The sequence below is a fragment of the Collinsella tanakaei YIT 12063 genome, assembly GCF_000225705.1.
GTDB classification, from domain to species: domain Bacteria; phylum Actinomycetota; class Coriobacteriia; order Coriobacteriales; family Coriobacteriaceae; genus Collinsella; species Collinsella tanakaei.
Genome location: NZ_JH126467.1, coordinates 1 through 23,985, shown reverse-complemented (window position 1 = coordinate 23,985; position 23,985 = coordinate 1). Strand labels below are relative to the sequence as shown.

Genomic DNA, 23,985 nt, shown 5'->3' with positions numbered 1-23,985 from the left:
ATAGTCTCTTAACTATAAATCAGGCTCCGGGAATGACCCGAAGCCTGATAATCATCACACGTTGACGTGTTTTCTATGTAACTGCAATCTCGCGAACGGATTACACCGGAGAGCCGCCGCCCATATACGTGGCGCTGCCGGTGTTGAGCGTAGCGGTAACAACGCCAACGCCGGGCATGGAGGCGTGAACGTAACGGCCGCCGCCAATGTAGATGCCCACGTGGTAAATCGAGGTTGCGCTGTAACCCCAGAAGACCAGATCGCCGGGTTTCAGCGAGCTTGCGGAACGCACCAGGTGACCCTTGGACTGAACCAGGTTGAACTGGCCTTGCGACCAATGGGTGATGGAATAACCAACCTGCGCGTAGCTGTAAGACACCAAGCCGGAGCAGTCGAAGGTGTTGGGGCCGGCAGTACCGTATACGTACTCCTTGCCCACCTGCGCCAACGCGATATCGACCACGCTGGAAGGAGCGTTGCCGGAATTAGAGCCGTAATCAGGAGTGCTGGGCTTGCTGCTGCCGGACGAGCTGTTGTTGTTGGAACCGGAGTTGCTGCTGGAGCCGGAGTTGTTGTTGGAGTTGTTGTTCGAATTGCTGTTGGAGTTGTTGTTCGAAGTGTTGTTGTTGGAGTTGTTGGACGAGGAATTGTTGTTGTTGGACGAGGAATTGTTGTTGGAACCACCGTTGTTGGTATTTCCAGCATTACCCGTGTTGGAAGAGTTGTTGTTGGACGAGGAGCCGTTGTTCTGCTGCTGGGCGGCCTGCTGCTTCGCATATTCCTCCTGGGCGATGCGAAGGGCCTCCTCCTCGGCAAGCTGCTCCTTCAGCTGGTTATCGAGACCGCTGTAGAAGTTCTGCTGGGCGTTGACGCGAGCGGCGACCGTATCGGTCTGCTGCTGCTGGTCGGCGACCAGCTGCTTCTGCTCTGCCTCCTGCTTCGCCAGGTCCTCCTGCTTCTTCTCAAGCTCGGACTTGGCAGTGCGCACGGCGTCGATTGCCTGCTGATCGCGCTCGGCGATTTTGTTCGCGTAGAACATGCGAGAAAAGAGCTCGCTAAAGTCATTTGCACCAAGGATGACGGAGAGAAGGCTCGCGTCGCCTCGCTTATAGCTATCGGACAGGCGACCGCTCAGTTCCTCCTGAGCCACCTTGAGCTCTGCTTCCTTCTCAGAGATCTCGGTCTTGGTGGCCTCGATCTCAGCCTGGACGTTGCTCAGGTTGGCTTTAACCTCCTGAAGCTTGTTGCCGGCGAGCTCGAGCTCCTGCGTGTAGCTCATAAGCTGAGCATACGCCTCGTTGACGCGCTGCTGCAGCTGATCGGACGGCTCAGCGTAAGCGGGCTGAGCGGGAATAGTGCAAGCCGCGAGTGCAAATGCAGTGGCAACCGTAACAGCCGCGCGAGTACGTTTTAGCATCATTTCATCGACCTTTTCTATCGACGGCGGACCGTTCTATACTAGCAGCCCCGCAACCATCGCGCCAATGGCGTTCACGTCCTCAACACCTTTCAGGCCGTTTACGGGCCCCAATCACACGCTCGCGTCGGTCGCACGGCAAATGTCGGCAAACGTCGCCGCGCAGTAAGTTCCAAGGTCATCGGGCGTGATTTCAATCTGCACACCGCGGCGTCCGCCAGAGATCATGATGGTGTCGAATAATTGTGCAGTTTCATCGATGAGTGTGGGAAAACGCTTCTTCATGCCCACGGGAGAGCACCCGCCGCGAACGTATCCCGTTGTTGCAAGCAGGTCGCGAACATGCAACATCGACAGAGACTTCTCCCCCGCCGCTGCTGCCGCGCGCTTAAGATCCAGCTCCTCGGCAACCGGGATGCAGCACACCACATGACCGCCCTCGGGCGTCGCCGTCACCAACGTCTTGAACACGCAATCGGGATCCTGCCCCAGCACGCTGGCAACATGCGTACCGGATAAATCGGATTCGTCCACCTCATACGTATGGACCGTATAGGCGAGCCCAGCGCTATCGAGTTCACGCATTGCATTGGTCTTCTGAAGCTTCTCGCGCTTTGCCATCGCGCTTCCTCCTTTTGATCCCCGCGCCCCGGCTCCGTAGGCGAGCCCTCGGGCTGATTACTTGGACGAGCTTTTGGGTGGAAACCCTCTAAAACGAGTCCCGATACAACAAAGGCCCCACGAGGAGGCCTGAAAAAATCTGGAGCCGGAGGAAGGATTTGAACCTAGAATCTGCGGAAAACGAGACCGCCGCTCTAACATTGAGCTACACCGGCATATATGGGCTGCTCTTGCAGCGAGATATATAGTACGCTCGCTTGCCGCCGCACACGGGGCCGAAGGGGAATATGCACATCTTCAACACGAAGCCTCATCGCGAGGCGACCGACGGGGCCCTGGCATGGCCCCTTCACGCCCCTACGGTGAGCTCTCTGGCACCCAAAGGAATCCATCACCCCGTCCCCCGAATACGTACGCGCCGCATGCCGACAAGACAGAATATTCCACACAATCGCGGGGAAAATGGAATAATTAGTATGTTCTGGACGAGTACAGTCCGGATCCGGGCTTGCCCGGCAAATGTGAAAGGAGCATATACATGCTACTGGAAGGCAAGAAGGCAGTTATCACCGGCGGCACCCGCGGCATTGGCTACGCGATCGCAGAGCGCTTTATCGAGGAGGGCGCCGTTGTAACCGTCTTTGGCTCCCGCCAGGAAACCGCTGACGCCGCAGTCGAGAAACTGCTGGCAGCGCACCTCGATGCCAAGGTTTGGGGCCGCACCTGCGACCTTACCTCCCTTGACGCCGTGACCGAAGCCTTCAAGGCTGCCGCCGAGGACATGGGCGGCCTTGATACCGTCGTCAACAACGCCGGCATCTCCCAGTCCACCCCGCTGCTGGACTACACCGCAGACGAGTGGCAGAAGGTCATGGACCTCAACGTCACCGCGGTCTTCAACGGCTGCCGCGCCGGCGCGCAGATTATGACTGAGGCGGGCCACGGCGGCACCATTACCACCACCAGCTCCATGGTCTCCAAGTACGGCCAGCCCTCCGGCTGCGGCTACCCCACTTCCAAGTACGCGGTCAACGGCCTTACACAGTGCCTGTCCCGTGAGCTCGCGCCCAAGGGCATCCGCGTGAACGCCGTCGCCCCCGGAATCACCAAGACCGACATGGTCGCCGCGCTGCCCGAGAAGATGATCGCACCGTTGATCGCCACCATCCCGCTGGGCCGCATCGGCGAACCCGAGGACGTCGCGAACGCCTTTGTCTACCTGGCAAGCGATATGTCCTCCTACGTGACCGGCGCCGTCATCCCCGTCGACGGAGCAGCCCGCTCCTAATCGCGCCACATTAATCGCGCATCGCGCTAGGCATAGCTCAAACAGAGGGCCCCGGCATCGTGTTGGGGCTCTTTTTCTCCAGCATTACCAAACAAGAAAATGGCACGTTTTAATACCTCATATCTATTTATTAGAGCGTGCCACATTGAAGCGCTTAAAGTGGTTCGTTCTAATACCAATATCAACATCGGTATTACCATGTGCCGCTTTTTCCTAAAAAAACGGTACTTAGTAATACCGATTCCAACATATGTATTAAAAAGACCCATTTGAGCTACTAAAAATGGTCCATTTCAATACCTCATCTACCGAGAGCGACAGTAGAAGAAAACTGGAGGTTTGACAGGCGCTCAACGAGAAGCCCAGCCCCACAAGTCCACCCAACAACAACGAACGCGCTGCCGACACTTAGATATCGACAGCGCGCTCGCGTTCGCGCTATGTATAGGCACGCACCTCCCGGGGGCGGGCCCGTTTCTTAGAAATGCATCTTATCATCCCACGCAAGCAACGCGGAAACCCTCGCTACTCACCCAGCTGGGCCTGGCGCGCGCGGTCGCGCTCCAGGATGGGGCCGAGGAACTTGCCCGTGAAGCTCTCCGGGCACTTGGCAACCTGTTCCGGCGTGCCGGCAACCACCACGGTACCGCCGCCGTTACCGCCGTTGGGGCCCATGTCGATGATACGGTCCGCCACCTTGATAACGTCCAGGTTGTGCTCGATCACCAACACGGTATTGCCGGCATCAACCAGACGCTGCAGCACGTCGAGCAGCTGGCGCACGTCCTCAAAGTGCAGGCCCGTGGTGGGCTCGTCCAGAATATAGAACGTCTTGCCCGTCTGGCGACGGTGGAGCTCCTTAGCCAGCTTGACGCGCTGGGCCTCGCCGCCGGAAAGCGTGGTGGCGGGCTGACCCAGGCGCACGTAACCCAGGCCCACATCGTAGAGGGTCTGCAGCTTGCGCTTGATCTGGGGAATGTTGCCAAAGAACGCCAGGGCCTCGGTCACGCTCATCTCCAGCACGTCCGAGATCGACTTGCCGCGGTAGGTGACCTCCAGCGTCTCGCGGTTGTAGCGCTTGCCGCCGCAGACCTCGCACGGCACGTAGATATCCGGCAGGAAGTGCATCTCGATCTTGATCTGACCATCGCCCTTGCACGCCTCGCAGCGGCCGCCGGAGACGTTGAACGAGAAGCGGCCCGGCGAGTAGCCGCGCGCCTTGGACTCCGGCACGCTGGCGAACAGCGCCCGCAGATCGTCCCACAGGCCAATATAGGTCGCCGGATTGGAGCGCGGCGTGCGGCCGATGGGGCTCTGGTCGATATCGATGACCTTGTCTATCTGGTCGATGCCCTCGAGCTTCTTATACGGACCCACCACGCGCGTAGAGTGGTGGATGGCGTTGGTGAGGGCGGGCGCGATAGTATCCGTAACCAGCGACGACTTGCCCGATCCGGAGACGCCGGTCACCACGGTTAGGGTGCCGAACTCGATCTTCGCCGTGACGTTTTTAAGGTTGTTGGCAGAGGCGCCGGTGATCTTGAGGGCGCCGCGACCAGGCTTACGGCGCTTCTCGGGCACGCGGATCATGCGCTTGCCGGTGAGGTACGCACCGGTCATGGAGTCCGGGCATGCCATGATCTGCTGAGGCGTGCCCGCGCAAACCGCCTTGCCGCCGTGCTCGCCCGCACCGGGACCCATATCGATCACAAAGTCCGCCGCGCGGATGGTGTCCTCATCATGCTCGACCACGATGACGGTGTTACCGATGTCGCGCAGGCGCTCCAGAGTCTTGATCAGGCGCTCGTTATCGCGCTGGTGCAGGCCAATGGAAGGCTCGTCCAAGATATAGAGCACGCCCATGAGTCCCGCGCCAATCTGGGTCGCCAAGCGGATGCGCTGGGCCTCGCCGCCGGAAAGCGTGGCGGAGGCGCGGTCCAGGGTAAGGTAGTCCAGGCCAACGTCCACCAAAAAGCGCAGGCGCTCCAGGATCTCCTTGACTATGCGTCCGCCGATAAACTGCTGGCGCTCGGTAAGCTCCAGCCCCTCGAAAAACTCCAACGACTCGCGGCAGGAAAGGCAGCACACGTCATAGATCGACTTGCCGCCCACCGTGACGGCCAGCATCTCCGGGCGCAGGCGGGCGCCGTGACACGCGGCGCAGGGCTCCTCGCGAATATATCGCTCAAGACGGGTCTTGGTGTTCTCGTTGGTGGTCTCCGTGTAGCGCTCGTACAAGATGTTGCGCACGCCGGAATACTTGGTATCCCAATGCGTGTCGCGACCGTCCTGCGTGTGGTAGTCCACGCGCATCTTTTTGTCGCCCAGGCCGTCCAGGAAGATGCGGCGCACGCGGGCGGGAAGGTCGCGCAACGGGGTGGTCGGCTCTACGCCCAGGTGTTTGCACAGCGCGCGGAAGATCTGCGGGTAGTAATTGGACTTGCCAAAGAAGGTGCCAAAGACGCCGTCTTCGATAGGGAGCGAATCGTCTTCAATCAGCGCCTCGGCGTCCACCACCTTTTTAAAGCCAAGGCCGTCGCACTCCGGGCAGGCGCCGTAGGGCGCGTTGAACGAGAAATCGCGCGGCTGCAGATCATCGATGGAGTGCCCGTGCTCGGGGCAGGCAAGTGCCAGCGAGTACTGCAGTAGGTCGCCCTCGGTACCCTCCGGCGCATCGCGATCGGGCAGTAGGTACACGCCCACGTTGCCGTGAGCCAGACGGGTCGCCTGCTCAACGGCCTCAGCGATGCGGCCCAGGGAGTTCTCGCGGATGACGATGCGGTCCACCACCACCTCGATGGTATGCTTGAACTTCTTATCCAGCTCGATGTCCTCATCCAAACTGCGGACCTCGCCATCGATGCGAACGCGCGAGAAACCCTCTGCGCGCAAATCCTCGAGCAGCTTGGTGTACTCGCCCTTGCGACCCATAACCACGGGAGCCAGCATGAAGGCACGGCGTCCGTTGCCGGCTTCCAAGATCTTATCCGCCACCTGGTCGGTGGTCTGGCGCTCGATCACGCGGCCGCACTCCGGGCAGTGCGGGGTGCCTATGCGAGCGAAGAGCAGACGCAGGTAGTCGTAGATCTCCGTCACGGTACCCACCGTGGAGCGCGGGTTCTTGCTGGTTGTCTTTTGGTCGATGGAGACCGCCGGCGACAGGCCGTCGATGGAGTCAAGATCCGGCTTGTCCATCTGACCCAGGAACTGGCGGGCGTAGCTGGAGAGGCTCTCCACGTAGCGGCGCTGGCCCTCCGCGTAGATGGTGTCGAACGCCAGGCTCGACTTGCCCGAGCCCGAAAGGCCGGTGATGACCACCAGCTCGTCGCGCGGTATGGTGACGTCGATATCCTGCAGGTTGTGCTCGCGCGCGCCGCGGATGACGATCGAATTATCAGACATGCTGCAAACTCCCATGCTGGGCCAAACAAGACCCCTTCTCAATAGTTTTGCAGCTTCTCAGTCTAGCGTATGGACGAGGACTCTGCACGAACATTTGTACGCAGATAATTGTCACCACGGGAACCGCACGTCTTGTTCGATTGGACCGAACCCCGTCGCTAACGCCATTTCCAACCGCTCTACTTAGCGCGGATAAGGACGCCGCACCATAATAAGCCGGCTCATCGCTTTACGGAATGCGCCCAACGCCGCCAGATGCTACGCAACGTCCGCCACGACCAAATTCCGTATCGGTTCCGAACTGAGATGCAATTCATATGTGCCGGCGGGTAACTCGCCGTTATCAGAATCCACATATCCCGTGGCAGCGCTATAGGGAATATGGGTAGTGTAATCGGTCTGCGGCACTATGCTAAGCGCACCCAAACCCCCTGAGGGAACGCTCGGTTCAGACTTCGACCACAACTCGTTATCAATCTGCAGCACGGCATCTCCATTTGCAAGGTTCAGGCCCATGCCTATAAGCTCGATCGCCGACCCTTCGGAATCGGGCGCCGCTGCATTTCTCACGTTCATCTCAACGCAGATAACAGACTTGGTACTGTCGCCGTCAAGCCCCGCCGCTTTGTCGATTCCGTAGCGCTCGATATACTCATCATGGGTCATACGCTCCATTCCAAGAACCGTCACGCTGTAGTCTTCCGATCCAAGGGGTTCGTTAATGAAGGACCCCGACAGCTCGATGGCCTCCCCCACAGCGTGTCGCCTCGCCTCAAAACGAATCGCGGTCGCGTTCACAAAAGCGATCCTCGCCACGCAAAGGGCAACCAGAACGAGGGACAGCAAGAGCACAACCTTCTTCTTCATACCTTCGGCACCCCCTCCAGACCATTCTGCATCGGGGCCGGTGAGACGGCTCTCCTCTGCCGCTGAATAATGTGGCCGTCTTCCATGCGCACGATCTCATCCGCAACGCGACGCAGCATGGCCGCATCATGGCTCGCGATAATACCTATTGCCCCGCGCGTCTTGATATCCCTTGCGATTCGATCCATAAGCCCGTACCCGCTCTCGTCTAGAGCGTTCGTCGGCTCATCGAGAAAGACTGCGTCGGGATTTCCCAAAATGGCGGCAGCTATGCCGAGCCTTTGCTTCATGCCGAGCGAGAACTGGCGATATTTCCTTTTGTCCCGCGGATCGAGGCCCACGTACGCTATGCGCGAGCGAATTGCCTCGTCCGCAACTCCGCCAATAAGGGCCGCGATGTACTGCAAGTTCTCAAAAGCGGTGTAGCGATCAAGAAATGCCGGGTTTTCTATCAGCATGCCGGCGCGGGGAATAAAATCCAAATCGCGCCCTAATCGCCTTCCGTTGTATTCGACAAATCCCTTGTCAAGATACATAAGGCCGGTCATAGCACGCATCAGCATGGTTTTTCCGGATCCATTGGCGCCGCACAGCCCAAGCACCCTTCCGGATTCGCACGACACGCTCACGCCATCCAGCACCTTGATGCCCCGGACGGTTTTCTCCGCACCCTGAACTACGAGCCTATTCATTGCGTCCTCCCCCGGATAGCAATTGACGAGAAAAGAAGATACCCCCTATGGCGACCGCCAGCCAGGCGACCACCAGGCACTCGGACAATCCGACGTTGAGCGGAACGCCTTCTAGGAACAGCCCCTTGTGCCTTCCGGTGATGAGGTAGTTGCCCAGCAGCAACACGTGCTGGAACATACAGGAAAGCAGCAGATAGCTCATTACGACCGCGTACGCGGGAATGCGTTCGACCAGCATTGAGATGGAGAACTGCACCAATTGCAGGCAACACGTGACGCCGACGATCGAAATGATGAACAGCCCCACATTCGCCCCAGCCCCCAGTTCCTGATCGGCGGCGAGGATCGAAGAACCGTCCGACCTGATGACATTCAGGCCCTCTACCGTCACCTCGAGGGTCATATTCGACCCCGCCATGAAAGCAACGAACGCGATCCCAAAAAAGAACAGCGCCCAGAACAGCAAGGAGGATGCCACGCACCACGCGCTCTTCGCAAGCCACCAAGACCAACGGCTGCCAGACAACGCTATGCTCTTTGCGCCGACTCCAAACGTGTCCTGACGGGGATAGTCAAGCGTGCAAGCAAAGAAGAGAGCAAACGGAAGAACCCACTCGAACGATAAACTCACCGGCCTGCCCTGCATCACCCGCCACCAATCGATCGGAACGGGATGGTCGAAGGTCTCCGCAACGATGTCGCCAAGCGTGAATGCCGCTGCATCGCCTATTGCCACCTTAGACAAAGCAACCGCGCCAAATCCGAGGACAGCCCCCAAAAGAACTGCCCCTATGTAATAGGGCAACAAGCGAACGAAGCCAAGGCGAATGTCCCTGGCAAGCAGTTTTGCGAACATCATAGGTAGCACCTCCTCTTAAACGAGATGATGGGAACGAGAATTCCAATCAAGGAATAAATCGCGATTAAAACGGCGATTGCCGTCATCGACGGACTGGTGGACACGTATCCCAAAGGATGCAACACGGTAAACATGTCGAGCGTCTTGTTGCTGCCCATGAAGAACATGTTATTTACGGATAGGGACATATAGTTGATGAGCAACTGCGCTAAAACCGACCCGATGAAGAGCCGTACCGGGCTTTTCGCGTACAACGAGACGGCAAGCACCGCGATAGACCACAATCCGCAAAGAAGCGCCGCGGTGCCACTCCAGCAGAGCAGGTACATGCCAGGTTGAGTAAAGAAGAGCGATCTAAAGGGGGTATCGAGCGTTATGGGGATGCCAAACGCGAACACCTCGTTTGGATCGGGCGTGCCCCAGGGCCCCACCAAGCTGGCAAACACAATCGCCAGCAAAAGTGGAATAAGGGCAATTAGCGCACCCGACACAAAGCAGGCTAGGGCTTTAGCGCAATAATATGCACCGTCGGCAACCCTGGAAAGCGCATGGGACTGGAATCCAGACCCGCGGTCCTCCACCAGCGTTCCAGCACCCGGAAGCAGACACAGCATGGGAAGAAGAAAGTAGAGCAACGCGGAGAAGGGCTTGCCATCCGTTCCCACCCAATACATGGGCGCCAAGCGGCTTTGCATGCCATAGCTTTTATAGAACTCCCCCCGATCAAGCGCCACCCGCGCATATCCATACCATTCGCTATAGCTCAGATAGTCGAGGACGGCGCTTGCGGCAACGAGTGCCACCGCCACGGCAACCGTCCCGATAAACCAAGGGGAGTGGAGCATCCTTCTCAACTCGGCGCCGAATAGCCGAGCAAAAGCACCGCGGCTTGATAGGCGTCCTGCTTTAACACGCCCAGTTTGTACCGGTCTCATAGCACCCCCAAATCAACGATACAAGACCCCAGGCTACTGGGATTATCAAAAACCAACGCATAGTTAAATTGCCCAGAAGCTGCCTGCTTTTTGGCAGCGTCATCGTAGAGTCCAACATTGAATATCATCTGTGTATGCGTTGTCTCGCCCATGGGAAGAGACACGGCGCCATCGATCAACGGGTTCTCATGCTCTACCGTTGGCGTAATCCAACAGCATCCGTAACTGACACCCGTACCCCCAATCTCCTCGATGGGATTTCCGCTGGAATCACACGGGAGAACGCGTAAATCGTTAAGATTGATCCAGTAATCCTCTTGCCCATTTTCCTGATGGCCGGCAACCGCATTCAGATTGGTAATATCGACATCAAGAACAATGAACTGATATTCTGCCGTTTTATCAACCCCGTCGCCGTACCACTCAGAGAGCTTTGCGCGAACGTCATCGGGGACATCAAGCCCATCTACGGATGAAACACGCTTAGCGCTCAAAACACTCCAGTCAATCGTTCCGTAATAACCAAGGGCGCATAAAAACGTGCGGGTAAAACGCGAACCCTCTTCGCTGTCCGGATCATAGCCAGTCAAGGAGAACGATTCGCCAAGAAGATGACGCTGGCTCACTAGATCTGCCAACTCACTGTTCTCCCGCTCGTAGTCCTCCGTATACTCAAGTACTTTTTGAGGGGTGCCATCGCCCAAAAAACGAATTGACGCCACCGACCCCGCAACTACCAGTAAGGCTGATAGGGAAAGAAAGGCACGCCTCGTTACCCGCTTTACCACATCCATCAACTCCAGTTCCAGGGCGGGCGAACCGAGTCGCCCGCCCATCAAAGGACCTACCAAATATTGGGGTTGCAGTAACCGTTGAGCGGAGTGTAAGAACGCAGGCTGTCAGGGCTCCAAACACCTTCAACGTAGCCCGTCTCCCCATTGCTCCATCCCGTCAATTGGCATCTAGCAATACCCGATTGGCCGAAGCGCTCGTATACAAGATTTCGTATGCAGTACTGGCCGGTAGCCATTGAGCTCCGAACGGTAGCGTTAGACCCGCCCATGCAATTCACCAAACTGGTCGCCCCTGAAGGACCACCGTCCACATAGAGATTTGCCTTGGGAACCGTAATGCTGTTGATGCATACGTACGTGGAAGTCGAATTATGCTTATTCTCCAACGAATCAGCGGCAGTGGTCTGGAAGAAGCTGAAATCAAAGTGGAACGCACAGTCATTGTTATGGTAAGGAGTCACCTCGTTAGTTGAGGCAACAGCCATAACGGGTGCGGCGCATAGCGCGCCCATGCCGACAGCCACCGCAACGGCAAGGCCGCACAACCGCCTGCTCAAATTAATCCTCTTACCCATAGCGCTTCCTTCCTACTGGAAGATCCCCGATTCCCTCGGGCTTGGAAAGAAGCGTGCGCCAATTGGGCGGCCTTGTATGTGGACAGGGGGTGATAGACCACGCAAATGGCGTGTCTACAAGCCCGTTACCTGCTGAATCTTATCCAACGCACCTTGAGCGTCGTGGACACCGAGCTTTGCGTAGGCGCCGCGGCGGATGGCGTAGACGGCGCTGGGCGAGTAGTGCAGGTCGCGAGCGATCGCTGAGCAGACGCATCCGTGGAGCGTTTGGATTATCACCTTAGCCTCGAGCGCGTCGAGCCCCATGGCAACGCAGACCGCCTCCATACGATCGCGTGGAATGGCAGCGGCGTCCCGAGCGGCATCGAGCAAACGGGATCGATAGTAACGAGTTGCCGCGAGGGCCACGGCGGCGATAACCGTCGCAGCGCCGATAGCGCCCAGGCCCAAGCCCAGAGCCGCGCGTGCCCGAAGCTCGCTCATCGCCCCCTGTACGACCTCGGTTTCATACAGATGCGACCCTATGGCATTGACCCCCGCCATACCGACGAGAACGCCAAGCGCGAACGCAGCCATCGGCAACTTGGAGGAAAAGACGAGTGGCCGGTTCCCCTCGTCAAGCTGAACCAGAAGACATAGAGCGACAAGGGGCAGGGCGAACTGCATCCCGTGAGTATCCATGGCATATATCGCCGCCGCTCCCGCAGCCCCAGTTGCAAGCGCGCAGGCAAACCTCTTTGACGCGGCATGTTCGATGACAAATATCAGGACCACCAGTTTGAGCGACCATGCATAGGGCTCGATGCTTGCCGTGTACGGCCAGGAAGACGAACGCCAGGAGATGGCGAGCACCAGCCCCGCAACGACCATGAGCGCGGCAACCAGGAAGACCTGCAGGGCGTCATCCAATCCGGACTCTTCAGATAGCTCCGAATGAAGCACCCTTCCCACCAAGACGGCGGCGACAAAGGCCGCAGCGGGCAACGCCATGAGAAACCACAGGTTGGCAATCCACACCGCGGCAGCAGCTAAGCCCAAGCATGCAACGTCCGCAATGCCGAGAGTATCGCGCCCACAAGGCAGTTTAGGGAAGAACTCGGCGACCGCAAAGAAAGACATGGAAAACAGCAGGCCCAGGGAGATGCCGATGCAAACGTTGTTGGGCAGGTTCCACGTTACCCTCACGATACTCCACGGCATAACACCGATAAGGGCAAACAGACTTAGCGCGCGGACGACAGGCTTTAGGCGAGCATCAAGAGATGCGGGATCGAAGAACCGCCCATGCGACCCCTTCGCACCATCCCGCTCTTCCGCTCCTTCCAGGCCCTCAGCATCATTCGGCATATCGTCCACACCCGGCGCAACCAGCTCACGCGCGTCCTCGATAGAGTCCACGCCCATCTTGGCGCGGGCGCGACCCCATAGGCTCCTGACCGTAGAGGGGCTAATCCCCATGCGAGCAGACGCCTCCTTGGAGCTGAACCCCTCGATTAGAAGCCGAGTCGCCTCGAGCTCGCGTTCCGACAGTCCCCAGACGTTGTCAAAAGACATGCCGCAAGAAGCGGACTCGCCATCATCTTCCAGAACTTCTGCCGCAGCACTGGCAGGCTCACGCACCTGAATGTCTGAAAGCAAAATCGGCGCAAGGAAAGAGGCGGCAAGCGCCGCGGCGACCAGCCCCAGGGAGACGAGGGGGTTGTCAATAAACCAGAAAAATTGGTCGGGCAAATACCTGATACACATGCGCGCCGTGATCTCTCCCGCGCACAGCCCCCACGCGCAGGCGAACAACCCGCGCGCGCCGACGGCTCTGGACGAGCGCTGCAAAAAGGCTCCGATAATACCGAGCGGAACGAACATGATGGGTGCAAACAGAGGTGACACCATTTCTTGCATATAGCCCATGGGCGCGGCGCCGAGCATAAGCGCAGAGAACGCGGAGGCGCGCAAAAAACCAATACACACCGAACACGTCAGCAGAACAACAAGCAAAGCGCGGCTGGGGGCATCCACCGATCGATCATAGGCGGCGCGCAGATACATATGGACAGCGCAGGCCACCATGGATCCGATTGACGTCACCTTCCAAATTCCATGGAGGGATGAGGCGGCCGCGTACGCGTCCGCAGCACCGAGACAGCGCGCTGATATCGCAAGGACCGATGAAGCGCAGAACCACATCGCAGCTAGGGCAATGCAGGTAGCACGGACGAAGCGGCCACGCCGCCCGGCGAACGCTCGGCCTCCGATGCGAGCGACGACGCGAGGAGCAAGCGCCGCCCCAACAAAAACGCAGCAAGCCAACCAATAATAGTCAGAGAAGGCGAGGGAGCTCATACCGAACTCGACGGGCGTCGGATCGAGGATCGACGGGACGGCGAACAGCAGGGCGAACCACCAAGCATCGACGACCATATTCCCCTCCCAAATCATTCCTCGCACGCAACTTGAACAATTGTAAGTCCAGGTCATCAGATTGTGAACGGAGCCATTCTAAACAAATGAATCATCGCCTCGCGCTGATGGCTAATATAGAATTCCCGCTAAGAAACCTTGCTCCATGGATCAGGGTGGACTCATACGATGCATGTCGTCCATAAACAAGGCTTGCAACACCTGTCCACACGTTGTCTACAGCCACTATAAGACCGGGTCACAATTAGTCTGCATCGCTATTGTTGCTACTTACGACTTATTTACGATGCCCCGGGATGTAAAGTGAGCGAGGGCATTGCCCCACTCCCAAGGTCACATGCATACATGCGTCTCCACGGGTACAATGGGTTGCGTATGATTCGACCGAGCCGGACGGCACGGGCGCGAAGGGGACGCATACCCGCCGGCCTCGTCCAAACCCGACTCAATACGCGTATTCGCGCGACCATCCGCATCCATATCGGGCGGCACGCGCGCAGAGAGGACAACCATGGGTTGCGAGCACGCACAGGCAGCGGGCGGGCAGACCGCTCCGAAGCAGTTTGATGAGAATAACCTTTCCGAGGTGAAGCACGTCATAGCCGTACTTTCCGGCAAGGGCGGCGTCGGCAAGTCGCTGGTCACCGGATCGCTGGCCATCGAGCTGGCACGCGCGGGCCACAAGGTGGGCATTCTGGACGCCGACATCACCGGCCCGTCCATCCCCAAGATGTTCGGTATGAGCGGTCGCCGCGCCATGGGCCTGGGCAACCTGCTTTTGCCCGAGATCTCTACCCACGGCATCAAGGTGATGTCCAGCAACCTGCTGCTGGCAAACGAAACCGATCCGGTCTTGTGGCGCGGACCCGTGATCGCCGGCGCCATCCGCCAGTTCTGGAGCGAGACCAGCTGGGGCCCGCTCGACTACCTGCTGGTCGACATGCCTCCGGGCACCGGCGACGTGGCGCTCACCGTGTTCCAGTCGCTGCCCGTGGACGGCATCGTTGTCGTTACCAGCCCGCAGGATCTGGTAAGCATGATTGTCGCCAAGGCCGTGAACATGGCCGAGAAGATGGACGTGCCGGTTCTGGGCGTGGTCGAGAACATGAGCTACGTGGAGTGCCCGGACTGCGGCAAGAAGATCGAGGTCTTTGGCCACAGCCGTCTGGACGAGGTGGCTGCCGCCTACAACCTGGACATCCTGGGCCGTCTGCCCATCAACCCCGCCTTCGCCGCAAGCTGCGACGCCGGCACCCTTGAGGACGACCTGCCCGCCGGCATGCTGCCCGAGGCCGTGGCCGCTATCCAGGCAACCGCCGAGTTCCTGGACGCTAAGGCCGCGCTCGAGCAGGAAGACGTCGCCGCCGATGCCGACGCTGCTGCGCCCGCCGAGGACGCCACCGACGCCGAGTAGGCAGACGCGTAAGAAATCCTCGTCCAAAAACACGCACCCGCGCCCGCCCGCGCCCAACCGTGCCCAACCGCGGCCAACCGCGCCCGCCCGCGCCCGGCCGCACCACCCGCCCGCTGCCCGAAAGCGAGAAACCATGAACGCCCGCCCGCAGACCCGCTACGACGTTGCCATCATTGGCGGAGGGGCCTCCGGCCTTGCCGCCGCCATAGCTGCGGGCCGCGCGGGCGCCTCCGTCTGCGTGCTCGAACGCGACGTGGCCTGTGGTCTGCCCATTTTGGCCACGGGCAACGGACGCTGCAACCTGTCGAACGCTCAACTTGATAGCCGCCGCTACTACAACGCCGCAGCCGCTAAGGCCGTGCTGGGACGCGACGGCGCGTCGCGGGCGGAGGCGTTTTTTGACTCGTTGGGCCTTATGACCTGCGAGGTCGAGGGACGGCTCTACCCCATCACCCGACGCGCGGAGACCGTGCGCGACTGCTTGCTGGGAGCCTGCGAGCGCCTGGGCGTTGACATGCGCTGCGGCGTTGAGCTCCAAGGCGCCGCCCTTGATCCCGCGATCGCGCCGGACGCCGCAGGCGGCGCGTGGATCCTCGATACCAGCGAGCCCCAGCGGCCCGTCTACGTCCACGGCGACCAAAGCGACCGCGCCGCCCTGCGCCGCGCCCGCAAGACGCTCGCCGGCGCCCAGATGGCCCAGCGGCAGATTCGCGCGCGTTCGCTTGTTATTGCCGTCGGCGGCTCTTCGCATGACATCTGCGACATGCTTGATATTCCCCATGTGGACGAGGAACCCGTGCTCTGCCCCATCGCCGGGACGCTGGCACGCCCTGGCAACAGCGCGGATGCCGGCAACGATCCACTCGATGCGCTCGACGGGCTGCGTCTGGAAGCCATGCTCACCCTCAAACGCAAGGGTGCCTGCATCGCCTACGAAGAAGGCGAGGTGCTCCTGCGGCCCTACGGCATCTCCGGTATCGCCGTATTCAACCTATCGCGCCGCTGCCAAGCGGGCGACCTTATCGAGATGGACCTGTTCCCCGCCTGCAACAACGACCAGCTCGCCCACACGCTGCGTGCACGCGAGCAGCATGTGGGCCCTTGGAACGGAGAGGCAACGTGGTTCGACGGCGTGCTGCCGCGCGCGCTGGCCTCATACGCGTGCGAGTGCGTAAACGGGGCAGGCGACGCGATCGCTGCCAGCGCCGCGTTGCTGCACCGCATTACCCTGCGCGTTACCGGCACGTGCGAGCACCAGCAGGCGCAGGTGCGCCGCGGCGGCATCCCGTTTTCATCCATTGATGCTGACACGCTTGCCGTCACAAGCCGACCGAACCTATTTGCCTGCGGCGAGGCCCTGGATCAAGATGCGGACTGCGGCGGCTACAACCTGGGCTGGGCTTGGCTTTCCGGCCTGCGCGCGGGCGAGGCCGCCAGCCGTTAGGCGCAGCCAAATGGCCGCGCGTTTCAAGCGGCCGCCCGCCTCGCGACAGCCCTCCCATGCGACCGAACATATGAAACGGAGTTCCCCGTGATAGAGATTTCCGAGATCAAGGTTTCCCTCAAGGAAGGCACCACCGAGCAGGCGGCCCTCGAAGCGGGAATGCGCGAAGCCGCCCGCCTGCTGTCGCTGGCACCCGCGGACATTGCGCACAGCGAGCTGCACCGCACGTCCGTCGACGCGCGCAAGAAAAGCGACGTCCACTTCACCGTGAGCGTTCGCTTTACCCTGCGCGACGGTCTTGACCAGGCAGACGTCCTCGCACGTGCAGACGCGAAGGCAGCCCGGCGCATTCGTATTGTGGACGAGGACTCCCCCTCCTACCCCGCCCCGCTTGGCAAGCACGCCCGCCCCGCGCTGCGCCCCGTGGTGGTGGGCGCCGGCTGCGCAGGCCTGTTCGCGGCTCTCACGCTGGCGGAAGCTGGGTTGGAACCGCTCTTGATCGAGCGCGGCGACAATGCTGCCGACCGCACGCGCGCTGTTGAGCACTTCAACGCCACAGGCGAGCTTGACCTAGAGAGCAACATCCAGTTTGGCTTGGGCGGCGCGGGCACGTTTTCCGACGGCAAGCTCACCACGGGTACCAAAAACCCCGCGCACCGCCTCATCCTCCAAACGCTGGTAGATGCCGGCGCCCCGCGCGAGATCCTGTGGGAGGCCAAACCGCACGTGGGCTCCGATATCTTGCCGGGCGTGGTGTCGCACATGGTGGCGCGCATCCGCGACCTGGGCGGCGAGGTTCTATTCCGCACGCGCTTGGTGGATATCGACCGCGGGTCAAGCGGCCAGATTGAGGCTGTCCACGTTTCGCACAACGGTGAGGACGAGGAGCGCATCGTGTGCTCGCACCTTATCCTTGCCTGCGGACACTCCGCACGCGACGTCTTCGAATTGCTGGATCGCCGCGGCTTTGAGCTGGCGCGCAAGACCTTTGCCGTGGGCGCGCGCATAGAGCACCTGCAGGCGGACATCGACCGCGCGCAATACGGTCCCGCCGCCGGCCACCCCGCGCTGGGCGCCGCGCCCTATAAGCTGGTAGCGCATACCAAAAACGGTCGTAGCCTGTTCAGCTTCTGCATGTGCCCGGGCGGCGAGGTGGTCGCCGCGGCCAGCGAGGCGGGCGGCGTGGTCACCAACGGCGCCAGCCTCCATGCACGCGCCGGTAAAAACGCCAACGCCGCCCTGCTGGTCAACGTCAACCCGCAAGACCTGCCCGGAGACGATGTACTGGCCGGCATCCAGCTGCAGCGCGAATGCGAGCGCATGGCATATGAGCTTGGCGGTGGCGCGTACAAGGCCCCCGCGCAGCTGGTGGGCGACTTTTTGTGCGGTATTCCCTCCGTGCGCGGCGGCAAGGTAACGCCCACCTACCCGCGCGGCGTCACCTGGGGATCCATCAATATGGCGCTGCCCCAACACGTAACCGAGACCATGCGCATGGGCATTCCGGAGCTCGCGCGTCGCCTTCGTGGTTTCGATGACGAGGAAGGCGTGCTAACCGGCGTGGAGACGCGCTCCAGCTCGCCCATCACCGTGGTGCGCGACCGCGCCTGCCACGCCCAGGGCGCCCAGGGGCTCTACCCTTGCGGCGAGGGTGCGGGCTACGCCGGCGGCATCATGAGTGCCGCCACGGACGGTATCCGCTGCGCGGAATCGCTCATCGCGGACCTGGGATAGACGGTTCTCATCAGAACGCCCGCTTTTACCCGCGATCTAGTTTGGCGACGGAAGCGCCCAGCACGCCGTTGGGCTTATAGAACTGAAAAGAACCTTAAGTCCAACGGGATCGCTCGTCATCGTCCTGTTGCGCGAGCCTAGACTCAAAGTATCGCTATAAACGGCAAGCCGGGCTGCACTCCATGTAGACAGCCCGGCCACTTGAGACAGAAAAGATTAATGCCGATCCCGGTTTCTTCTTCTATCGAGATACGAGAGAAAACTACCAAGAGCCAGAAAGATGGACGATGACAGAATGCAGGCGAGGCGCGCCCGCTCATTGTCGTGAACGACGAATGCAATGCTAAGGAAAGCTAAAACAACTGCAAAGACCTTGCATGCTAGGGAGACATTTCGAATAAGACTCATCTCAACCCCCTACTGAACCGGCTTATCAGAAGCTATCATGCCAACAACTGATGCCTGGCCGCCCACACCCGGAAACAATCCAATCATTGCAAGGATTAATGGTCGATTAATTGATTCTACCATAGAGCATTTTTGCAGGACGTCCAATATGATTCCCCTAAAGCTACACCTTTGCTTGAGAACGGGGACGGCCATGAAAAGAGTATGGTCGATTGCTAGTCTTCTGATTATTATTCTGATTGGAATCACTTCTTTTATTAGTGCTAAAGGCGTTTTCGATACCCTTGCTATTCGGCAGGTCGACAGTTGGTTTTCCAATCGACCGATTATCTTTACTTCCCAGCTAACTGACAAGCAGAAAGGCATCTTCGTATCTGAGCTTCAGGGACTTGTCAGCGAAGGAGGGTTCGTTGCAATTGGGCGCAACGATGAAACCTTGCAGTCCGGTGCAGCTCTGTACACGTTTAGCGTGCTCCCAACGCGGCCCAATGAAGGGGCTACCATCGATGCCCTTTCCATACTCGAAACCACCGTGGTAGACGGTTCCGTCATCGATAGCGTGGTCGCTGGAGAAGCCAACTGTTACGCCGGTTACGGGAACGATTCGTTTTCCAGAGTATCCGACCTTCCAAGCATTCGGTCTGGTTTGTACTTCCGCGTTGACAAGATGAATTCCGGAGAGGACCTAGGCGATTCATGCGCATTCTTTGGCCTTGATTACGATGACTTCCAAACGCTAGTGGATAGGCTGTCATCTGCCGTTGGCGTATCTTCCGAGACGCTTACCACCAAAATGTCCGGTGCAACCTCGGAAATAGGATTGATCTACTTTTTCTGCGCCGGAGCTTTGGTCCTGCTGTCCCTCGTCCTCTGCCTCCTCATGGTGGCTCGGTCATTGCTTGAACTCAAGACCTTGGGAGTGCATCTCATGTTGGGATGGAGCAGGGTTGATTTTGCGAGCAACCTCTTATTTCCTCAGGCACTCCAGCTTCTCTGCCTTGTTCCCATTGGCGTGATTGGCACGCTTGCCGTTTTTGATGGGTTCACTATTGGAGCCGATTTGGCAAAGTACGCTTTTATCTCCATGCTCCCCGCAGCGATGGCGATACTAGCGTCTATGCTGGTCGCCGTCATTCCGCTCTTTTTTACGAAGCCGGTCGAGACCATTCATGGACGGTACTCCAGACGAGGGTTTTACATCCTCACCGCTGCGGTCTATCTTGTGTGCCTGATCGCCATCTTCGCAGGCTGTCTCTACATCGATCAGCCGCTCTCCATGTATACGAATCTTGCTCGCGTGCAATCGACGTGGCAACAATACGAGGGGTGGTATGTGGTACGAGACTTCCGTCTTGATAACGCCCGCTTTACCGGAAACCCCATGGATCTGTCTGGAGATTTGTACGCCTGGTACAGCGAACATGAGCATGATGAAGGCGTCTATCTCGCAAACACCAAGCACTATGAAGAAGCGTCCATTCAAAGGTATGTCGGAGATAGCGCAACGCTCAAGCCGTTTTGGTATCTAGCCGCGTCGCCATCCTACCTCGAGCAGATAGGGGTTGACGTTCCAGCCGATCTTATCGAGAAGGCCAACCAGGGCGTGCGCGTCCATCTCCTTCCAAATACGCTGAGCGCAGCAGAAACAGATGAGATGAAAGACCTTCTCATTGCCTCCAGGAAGCCTGTCGACTCAAATATCGTCACCACCTTTATGGAGAACCCTACGTATGAGTTCGCCCCATATGATAGCGATAACGAGCTTTTCACATGGTCTACCGACGATGAGCTTCCACTTGTGTCCAACGGATTTGTCATAGCGGTGATTACAGCCGAAAACATGGTTCCCTTTGAATCCGAAAGCCTCGTTTCTTCCGGTCTCGACAATGCGTATATAAAACTTGACAGCCAGGCGGCTTCAAATCTACTTGACGCTGACGGGAGGGCCGAGCTCAACGGTTCGATGAACGCTCGGTTTGCTACGGTCGGCAACTGGTTTGAATAACTATCAACATTCTTGCTTGGTTCGATGAACGCTCGGTTTGCTACGGTCGGCAACTATATAGACGGAATACAAAAGAGCCTTGAAGAGCTATTCGCCCTCTTCTCAATTGTTCTGATGGTTTTAATGACAGCCGTTGTTGTTATGGTGATGTGTCTCATCGATGTCGCGAACCGGGTGAACGCAAAAGAGATCTCCGTCAAATACATTCTAGGCTGCGGGCTATGGGGGCTGTATCGAAGAGAAATTCTGTTCGTATCCCTTACCGCACTGATAGGCATCTGCACAAGCATTGTTCTCAGAAGCCGGGCTGGCGTGCTTGTTGGCGTTGCGCTGCTGTTTATCTCTCTTTTCGCCATCGGAGTCGTGTCGCGAAAAAGATCCACGGCCGTTGTATTGGAAACAATTTCTAAGGAGTAGCGATGCGACCGTATATCAAAATCGAGTCTTTATCGAAGTCCTATGGAAACCATCGCGTTCTTTCTAATCTCAAACTCTCTATCAACAGGGGCGAGACCGTCGCCATCACCGGCCCGTCCGGATGCGGCAAGACAACGCTGCTGAACATTTTGGGATTGCTCGAATCGTACGACTCGGGCGCTGCCCACCTATGCGGAAAGGCACTCCCCAAAATCGAAAGCAATCAGGCAATGCTCTTGCGCCGTTACGAAATAAACTACCTCTTCCAATCATTCGCCCTTATCGATTCAAGAACCGTGCGAGACAACCTTATGCTCGCCCTGCACCACACAAAGCTAGATAAGAAAGAGAAGAATCTGGCTATCGAAGAGATGCTGAGGAGGTTCTCTCTTGAAGACAAGCTGAATGCGGTTGTGAACGAGCTATCAGGCGGCGAGAAGCAGCGAGTTGCAATGTGCCGCGCGATGCTTAAGCCAGGCGGACTTATTCTTGCCGACGAGCCGACCGGATCATTGGACGCGCGCATGGCGAGCATTGTCATGAACTCCCTTGTCTCATCAGCGCGAACCATGAACAAGACGCTCGTGGTGGTAACGCACGATATGGCCATGGCGGCAATGTGCGACCGCGCCTTAAGCATGAGCGACGGGAAGCTCGTTTGATGGTCGAGTGTGTCTATGCGTTAGGGTTGTAGATATCGCAGACGCTCAGACCCAACGACGGGCTGTAATCATATTCAACGATGCAGCAGTTGCCCAGGCGCTTGCCGCTCGAACGGTAGTCGTAATCCAGAGCGCGCAGCACCTGGGCGCACGCGGCCCCATGGCTCACGGCCAGCACGCACTCGTGGTCGGGGCGATCCATGATGCGCTTCAGGGTATCCATCAGGCGAGCCCTAAATTCCATCTCGCCCTCGCCCCCAAACGGAACGTAGAAGTCACCATAGGGCAACGGAGGGTTGGTATCCTCGGTAAGGCCCTCGAAGGTGCCGAAGTTCCACTCTTTCAAACCCTTCTCGCGCACGTACGGCACGCCCGGGACCACCAGCTCGCACGTATCGCACGCGCGCTCGGACGTGCTGGAATACACGTGGTCGAACGCGATACCGTGCCCGCGCAACCACTCACCCGCCGCGCGCGCCTGCTCAATACCAGTTGCGGTAAGCGGAGAGTCGCACCACCCCTGCTTGCGCTTAAGTACGTTGAACAGCGTCTGACCGTGACGCATCATATAGAGCTTCGCCATGCTGCATCCCCCTTGCATTCGATATACCGGCTCTTGTCCTCGTTCACATTATACGGCTCGATGCCGAGTCATAAAAAATGGGGACCGCGAGCGATCCCCATAAAGCTATCTGTTATGCCGCCCGCATGCGAGCGAACCGTGCCCCGCCACCAGCGAGACATGCAACCGCAAACGCGCTTGTGGCTACGCCACGGCCTTGGCCTTCTTGGCACGGCGGAACGGGCAGGAACCCTTCTGCGGAGCCACACCGGAGAGCACCAGCGCGCCGTAGACAAAGCCCCAGCCGGCCAGGAACAGCTCCAGGCAGGACAGGGCAACGGAAGCGCCCTCGCCCGCAAAGTTCATCATGTTGAAAAAGCTCACGGCCCAGATGGCGGCGGCGAGAACCAGCGTCACAAACCAGTGGCCAACGCCCTTACGGTCCATCTCAAGCGCGATGAACATCACGTAGAACGCCAGGAAGATGCCCACAAACGCATAGGTCAGCGAGAAAACGGCGATGTCATACGGGAAGAACAGCTCCCAAAAACCCGCGACAAACATCAGCGCGCCCAGCACCGGCTCGGTCCACCCAAGCACCCACGTGGACTTGGAGACAAAAGACGCGATGAACGTGGCGGCGCCCAGGAAGATACCGATCAACGGCAGCATCTCCAAAAGGCCCGCAAGGCCGTTGTGGGGCGTAATCATGAACATTCCCAGGCCGCCCTCTACCGGCGTCACATACATGTAGATGGCGAACAGGAAGCAAAACGCGGCCATGATGACCAGGTTCCACTTCACGTCGAGCAACTTCTTGATGATTTCGTCTTTCATCGATACCCCTTTTTCTTCCCATTAGATCGCGCAGGCGACAGCGCGCTCCTCTTCAAGGTCAAAGTATAGCATCCAGATTTACCGTGTTGAAACATAGGTTAGCGGGACGAGGAAGGGTTAACGTACGGCCGGGGTCCCACCGGTCTTATCACGGGATGCGTTCGCCGCTCTTTTGGACGAGGGAGGGCTTGTATTTGGTAACGTCTGATTTACGAAAATGGTAAAGGCCGCTTTCCATTCCGGTAAACGAAAATTTTCCGAAATGGTAAGGCCCGCGCCGACCGCCGCCTTGGACCGACAATTGTCGATGCGATCCGATTTCGACATTAGGAGGTCCGGAAAGGAAATGATCGGCGTGGACAAGGTAGAGGATATCAGGAGGAGGGCCAGGAGGGGCGAGTCGGTCAGCGGCATAGCCGCCGCGACCGGCGTCTCGGGCCCGACGGTGAGGAAGTACATCGCGGCGGGGGACCTGTCCCCCAGGCCGCCGGCGACGCGCGGCAGGACGTCGTCTCCTATGATGGAGCCCTACGCCGAGACGGTCGAGGGATGGCTCAGGGAGGACTTGCGCGTGTGGCGCAAGCAGCGCCATACCGCGAGGCGCATCCACGACAGGCTCGTCGAGGAGGAGGGC

The 23,985-nt window shown here is 58.9% G+C and carries 19 protein-coding genes and 1 pseudogene; 8 read left to right on the top strand and 12 right to left on the bottom strand.

Features of this window, described 5'->3' with window-relative positions; all coding sequences use genetic code 11:
* Nucleotides 1-100: 100 nt before the first annotated feature.
* Both HMPREF9452_RS00100 and ybaK read right to left on the bottom strand, forming a co-directional pair.
* Complete coding sequence (locus HMPREF9452_RS00100) at nt 101-1,420, bottom strand: C40 family peptidase (protein WP_009140057.1); 1,320 nt, start codon at nt 1,418-1,420, stop codon at nt 101-103.
* Between the two features lie 111 nt (nt 1,421-1,531).
* Nucleotides 1,532-2,038, bottom strand: coding sequence for a Cys-tRNA(Pro) deacylase (gene ybaK / locus HMPREF9452_RS00095; protein WP_009140056.1), 507 nt, complete (start codon nt 2,036-2,038; stop codon nt 1,532-1,534).
* Nucleotides 2,039-2,576: 538 nt separating this feature from the next.
* On the opposite strand from ybaK, the gene HMPREF9452_RS00090 reads away from it, so the two are divergent.
* Nucleotides 2,577-3,326, top strand: a complete 750-nt coding sequence (locus tag HMPREF9452_RS00090) for an SDR family NAD(P)-dependent oxidoreductase (protein ID WP_009140055.1) — start codon at nt 2,577-2,579, stop codon at nt 3,324-3,326.
* 525 nt (nt 3,327-3,851) lie between these two features.
* Here HMPREF9452_RS00090 and uvrA read toward each other — a convergent pair.
* From uvrA to HMPREF9452_RS00050, 8 genes are all read right to left on the bottom strand, one after another.
* Entirely contained in the window at nt 3,852-6,728 is a 2,877-nt protein-coding gene (uvrA, locus tag HMPREF9452_RS00085; protein ID WP_009140054.1) for an excinuclease ABC subunit UvrA, read from the bottom strand.
* Nucleotides 6,729-6,986: 258 nt separating this feature from the next.
* Nucleotides 6,987-7,595 (bottom strand): hypothetical protein, encoded by a 609-nt coding sequence (locus HMPREF9452_RS00080; protein WP_009140053.1) that lies wholly within the window; start codon nt 7,593-7,595, stop codon nt 6,987-6,989.
* Nucleotides 7,592-8,236 carry an ATP-binding cassette domain-containing protein gene (locus HMPREF9452_RS00075; protein ID WP_232204982.1) on the bottom strand — a complete coding sequence of 215 codons (645 nt, stop codon included), beginning with the start codon at nt 8,234-8,236 and terminating at the stop codon, nt 7,592-7,594. Before HMPREF9452_RS00075 ends, HMPREF9452_RS00080 begins: the two co-directional genes overlap by 4 nt.
* A gap of 43 nt (nt 8,237-8,279) precedes the next feature.
* Nucleotides 8,280-9,146, bottom strand: a complete 867-nt coding sequence (locus HMPREF9452_RS00070) for a hypothetical protein (RefSeq protein ID WP_009140051.1) — start codon at nt 9,144-9,146, stop codon at nt 8,280-8,282.
* Nucleotides 9,143-9,955: a hypothetical protein gene (locus HMPREF9452_RS00065; RefSeq protein ID WP_147327620.1), complete on the bottom strand. Its 813-nt coding sequence runs from the start codon at nt 9,953-9,955 to the stop codon at nt 9,143-9,145. The genes HMPREF9452_RS00070 and HMPREF9452_RS00065 overlap by 4 nt, the downstream gene beginning before the upstream one ends.
* 122 nt (nt 9,956-10,077) lie before the next feature.
* A complete protein-coding gene (locus HMPREF9452_RS00060) occupies nt 10,078-10,917 on the bottom strand; it encodes a hypothetical protein (protein WP_009140049.1) in 840 nt (279 codons plus the stop codon).
* Nucleotides 10,918-10,925: 8 nt separating this feature from the next.
* A complete protein-coding gene (locus HMPREF9452_RS00055; protein WP_009140048.1) occupies nt 10,926-11,450 on the bottom strand; it encodes a hypothetical protein in 525 nt (174 codons plus the stop codon).
* Between the two features lie 114 nt (nt 11,451-11,564).
* Nucleotides 11,565-13,868 (bottom strand): helix-turn-helix transcriptional regulator, encoded by a 2,304-nt coding sequence (locus HMPREF9452_RS00050; RefSeq protein WP_009140047.1) that lies wholly within the window; start codon nt 13,866-13,868, stop codon nt 11,565-11,567.
* 511 nt (nt 13,869-14,379) lie between these two features.
* Here HMPREF9452_RS00050 and HMPREF9452_RS00045 point away from each other — a divergent pair.
* From HMPREF9452_RS00045 to HMPREF9452_RS00020, 6 genes are all read left to right on the top strand, one after another.
* Nucleotides 14,380-15,282, top strand: coding sequence for an Mrp/NBP35 family ATP-binding protein (locus HMPREF9452_RS00045; protein ID WP_009140046.1), 903 nt, complete (start codon nt 14,380-14,382; stop codon nt 15,280-15,282).
* 133 nt (nt 15,283-15,415) lie between these two features.
* Nucleotides 15,416-16,726, top strand: a complete 1,311-nt coding sequence (locus tag HMPREF9452_RS00040) for an FAD-dependent oxidoreductase (protein WP_009140045.1) — start codon at nt 15,416-15,418, stop codon at nt 16,724-16,726.
* An 87-nt stretch (nt 16,727-16,813) separates the two neighbouring features.
* Nucleotides 16,814-18,460 (top strand): NAD(P)/FAD-dependent oxidoreductase, encoded by a 1,647-nt coding sequence (locus HMPREF9452_RS00035; protein ID WP_009140044.1) that lies wholly within the window; start codon nt 16,814-16,816, stop codon nt 18,458-18,460.
* A 601-nt stretch (nt 18,461-19,061) separates the two neighbouring features.
* Entirely contained in the window at nt 19,062-20,873 is a 1,812-nt protein-coding gene (locus HMPREF9452_RS00030; RefSeq protein ID WP_040362061.1) for a hypothetical protein, read from the top strand.
* 24 nt (nt 20,874-20,897) lie between these two features.
* On the top strand, nt 20,898-21,290 hold the full coding sequence (locus HMPREF9452_RS00025) for a hypothetical protein (RefSeq protein WP_009140042.1): 393 nt from the start codon (nt 20,898-20,900) through the stop codon (nt 21,288-21,290).
* 2 nt (nt 21,291-21,292) lie between these two features.
* Nucleotides 21,293-21,952, top strand: a complete 660-nt coding sequence (locus HMPREF9452_RS00020; RefSeq protein WP_009140041.1) for an ABC transporter ATP-binding protein — start codon at nt 21,293-21,295, stop codon at nt 21,950-21,952.
* Nucleotides 21,953-21,965: 13 nt separating this feature from the next.
* On the opposite strand, the gene HMPREF9452_RS00015 is transcribed toward HMPREF9452_RS00020, so the two are convergent.
* Nucleotides 21,966-22,535 (bottom strand): histidine phosphatase family protein, encoded by a 570-nt coding sequence (locus HMPREF9452_RS00015; protein WP_009140040.1) that lies wholly within the window; start codon nt 22,533-22,535, stop codon nt 21,966-21,968.
* A gap of 183 nt (nt 22,536-22,718) precedes the next feature.
* Nucleotides 22,719-23,351: a hypothetical protein gene (locus HMPREF9452_RS00010; protein ID WP_009140039.1), complete on the bottom strand. Its 633-nt coding sequence runs from the start codon at nt 23,349-23,351 to the stop codon at nt 22,719-22,721.
* Nucleotides 23,352-23,706: 355 nt separating this feature from the next.
* Here HMPREF9452_RS00010 and HMPREF9452_RS00005 point away from each other — a divergent pair.
* Nucleotides 23,707-23,985, top strand: a pseudogene (locus HMPREF9452_RS00005) (IS21 family transposase); the annotation flags it as partial.

Coding starts and splice junctions, on each gene's coding strand:
- HMPREF9452_RS00040 (WP_009140045.1), top strand. CDS start 15,416: ATGAACGCCCGCCCGCAGACCCGCTACGACGTTGCCATCATTGGCGGA.
- HMPREF9452_RS00050 (WP_009140047.1), bottom strand. CDS start 13,868: ATGGTCGTCGATGCTTGGTGGTTCGCCCTGCTGTTCGCCGTCCCGTCG.
- HMPREF9452_RS00030 (WP_040362061.1), top strand. CDS start 19,062: ATGAAAAGAGTATGGTCGATTGCTAGTCTTCTGATTATTATTCTGATT.
- uvrA (WP_009140054.1), bottom strand. CDS start 6,728: ATGTCTGATAATTCGATCGTCATCCGCGGCGCGCGCGAGCACAACCTG.
- HMPREF9452_RS00100 (WP_009140057.1), bottom strand. CDS start 1,420: ATGATGCTAAAACGTACTCGCGCGGCTGTTACGGTTGCCACTGCATTT.
- ybaK (WP_009140056.1), bottom strand. CDS start 2,038: ATGGCAAAGCGCGAGAAGCTTCAGAAGACCAATGCAATGCGTGAACTC.
- HMPREF9452_RS00015 (WP_009140040.1), bottom strand. CDS start 22,535: ATGGCGAAGCTCTATATGATGCGTCACGGTCAGACGCTGTTCAACGTA.
- HMPREF9452_RS00070 (WP_009140051.1), bottom strand. CDS start 9,146: ATGATGTTCGCAAAACTGCTTGCCAGGGACATTCGCCTTGGCTTCGTT.
- HMPREF9452_RS00025 (WP_009140042.1), top strand. CDS start 20,898: ATGAACGCTCGGTTTGCTACGGTCGGCAACTATATAGACGGAATACAA.
- HMPREF9452_RS00020 (WP_009140041.1), top strand. CDS start 21,293: ATGCGACCGTATATCAAAATCGAGTCTTTATCGAAGTCCTATGGAAAC.
- HMPREF9452_RS00055 (WP_009140048.1), bottom strand. CDS start 11,450: ATGGGTAAGAGGATTAATTTGAGCAGGCGGTTGTGCGGCCTTGCCGTT.
- HMPREF9452_RS00060 (WP_009140049.1), bottom strand. CDS start 10,917: ATGGGCGGGCGACTCGGTTCGCCCGCCCTGGAACTGGAGTTGATGGAT.
- HMPREF9452_RS00045 (WP_009140046.1), top strand. CDS start 14,380: ATGGGTTGCGAGCACGCACAGGCAGCGGGCGGGCAGACCGCTCCGAAG.
- HMPREF9452_RS00090 (WP_009140055.1), top strand. CDS start 2,577: ATGCTACTGGAAGGCAAGAAGGCAGTTATCACCGGCGGCACCCGCGGC.
- HMPREF9452_RS00010 (WP_009140039.1), bottom strand. CDS start 23,351: ATGAAAGACGAAATCATCAAGAAGTTGCTCGACGTGAAGTGGAACCTG.
- HMPREF9452_RS00080 (WP_009140053.1), bottom strand. CDS start 7,595: ATGAAGAAGAAGGTTGTGCTCTTGCTGTCCCTCGTTCTGGTTGCCCTT.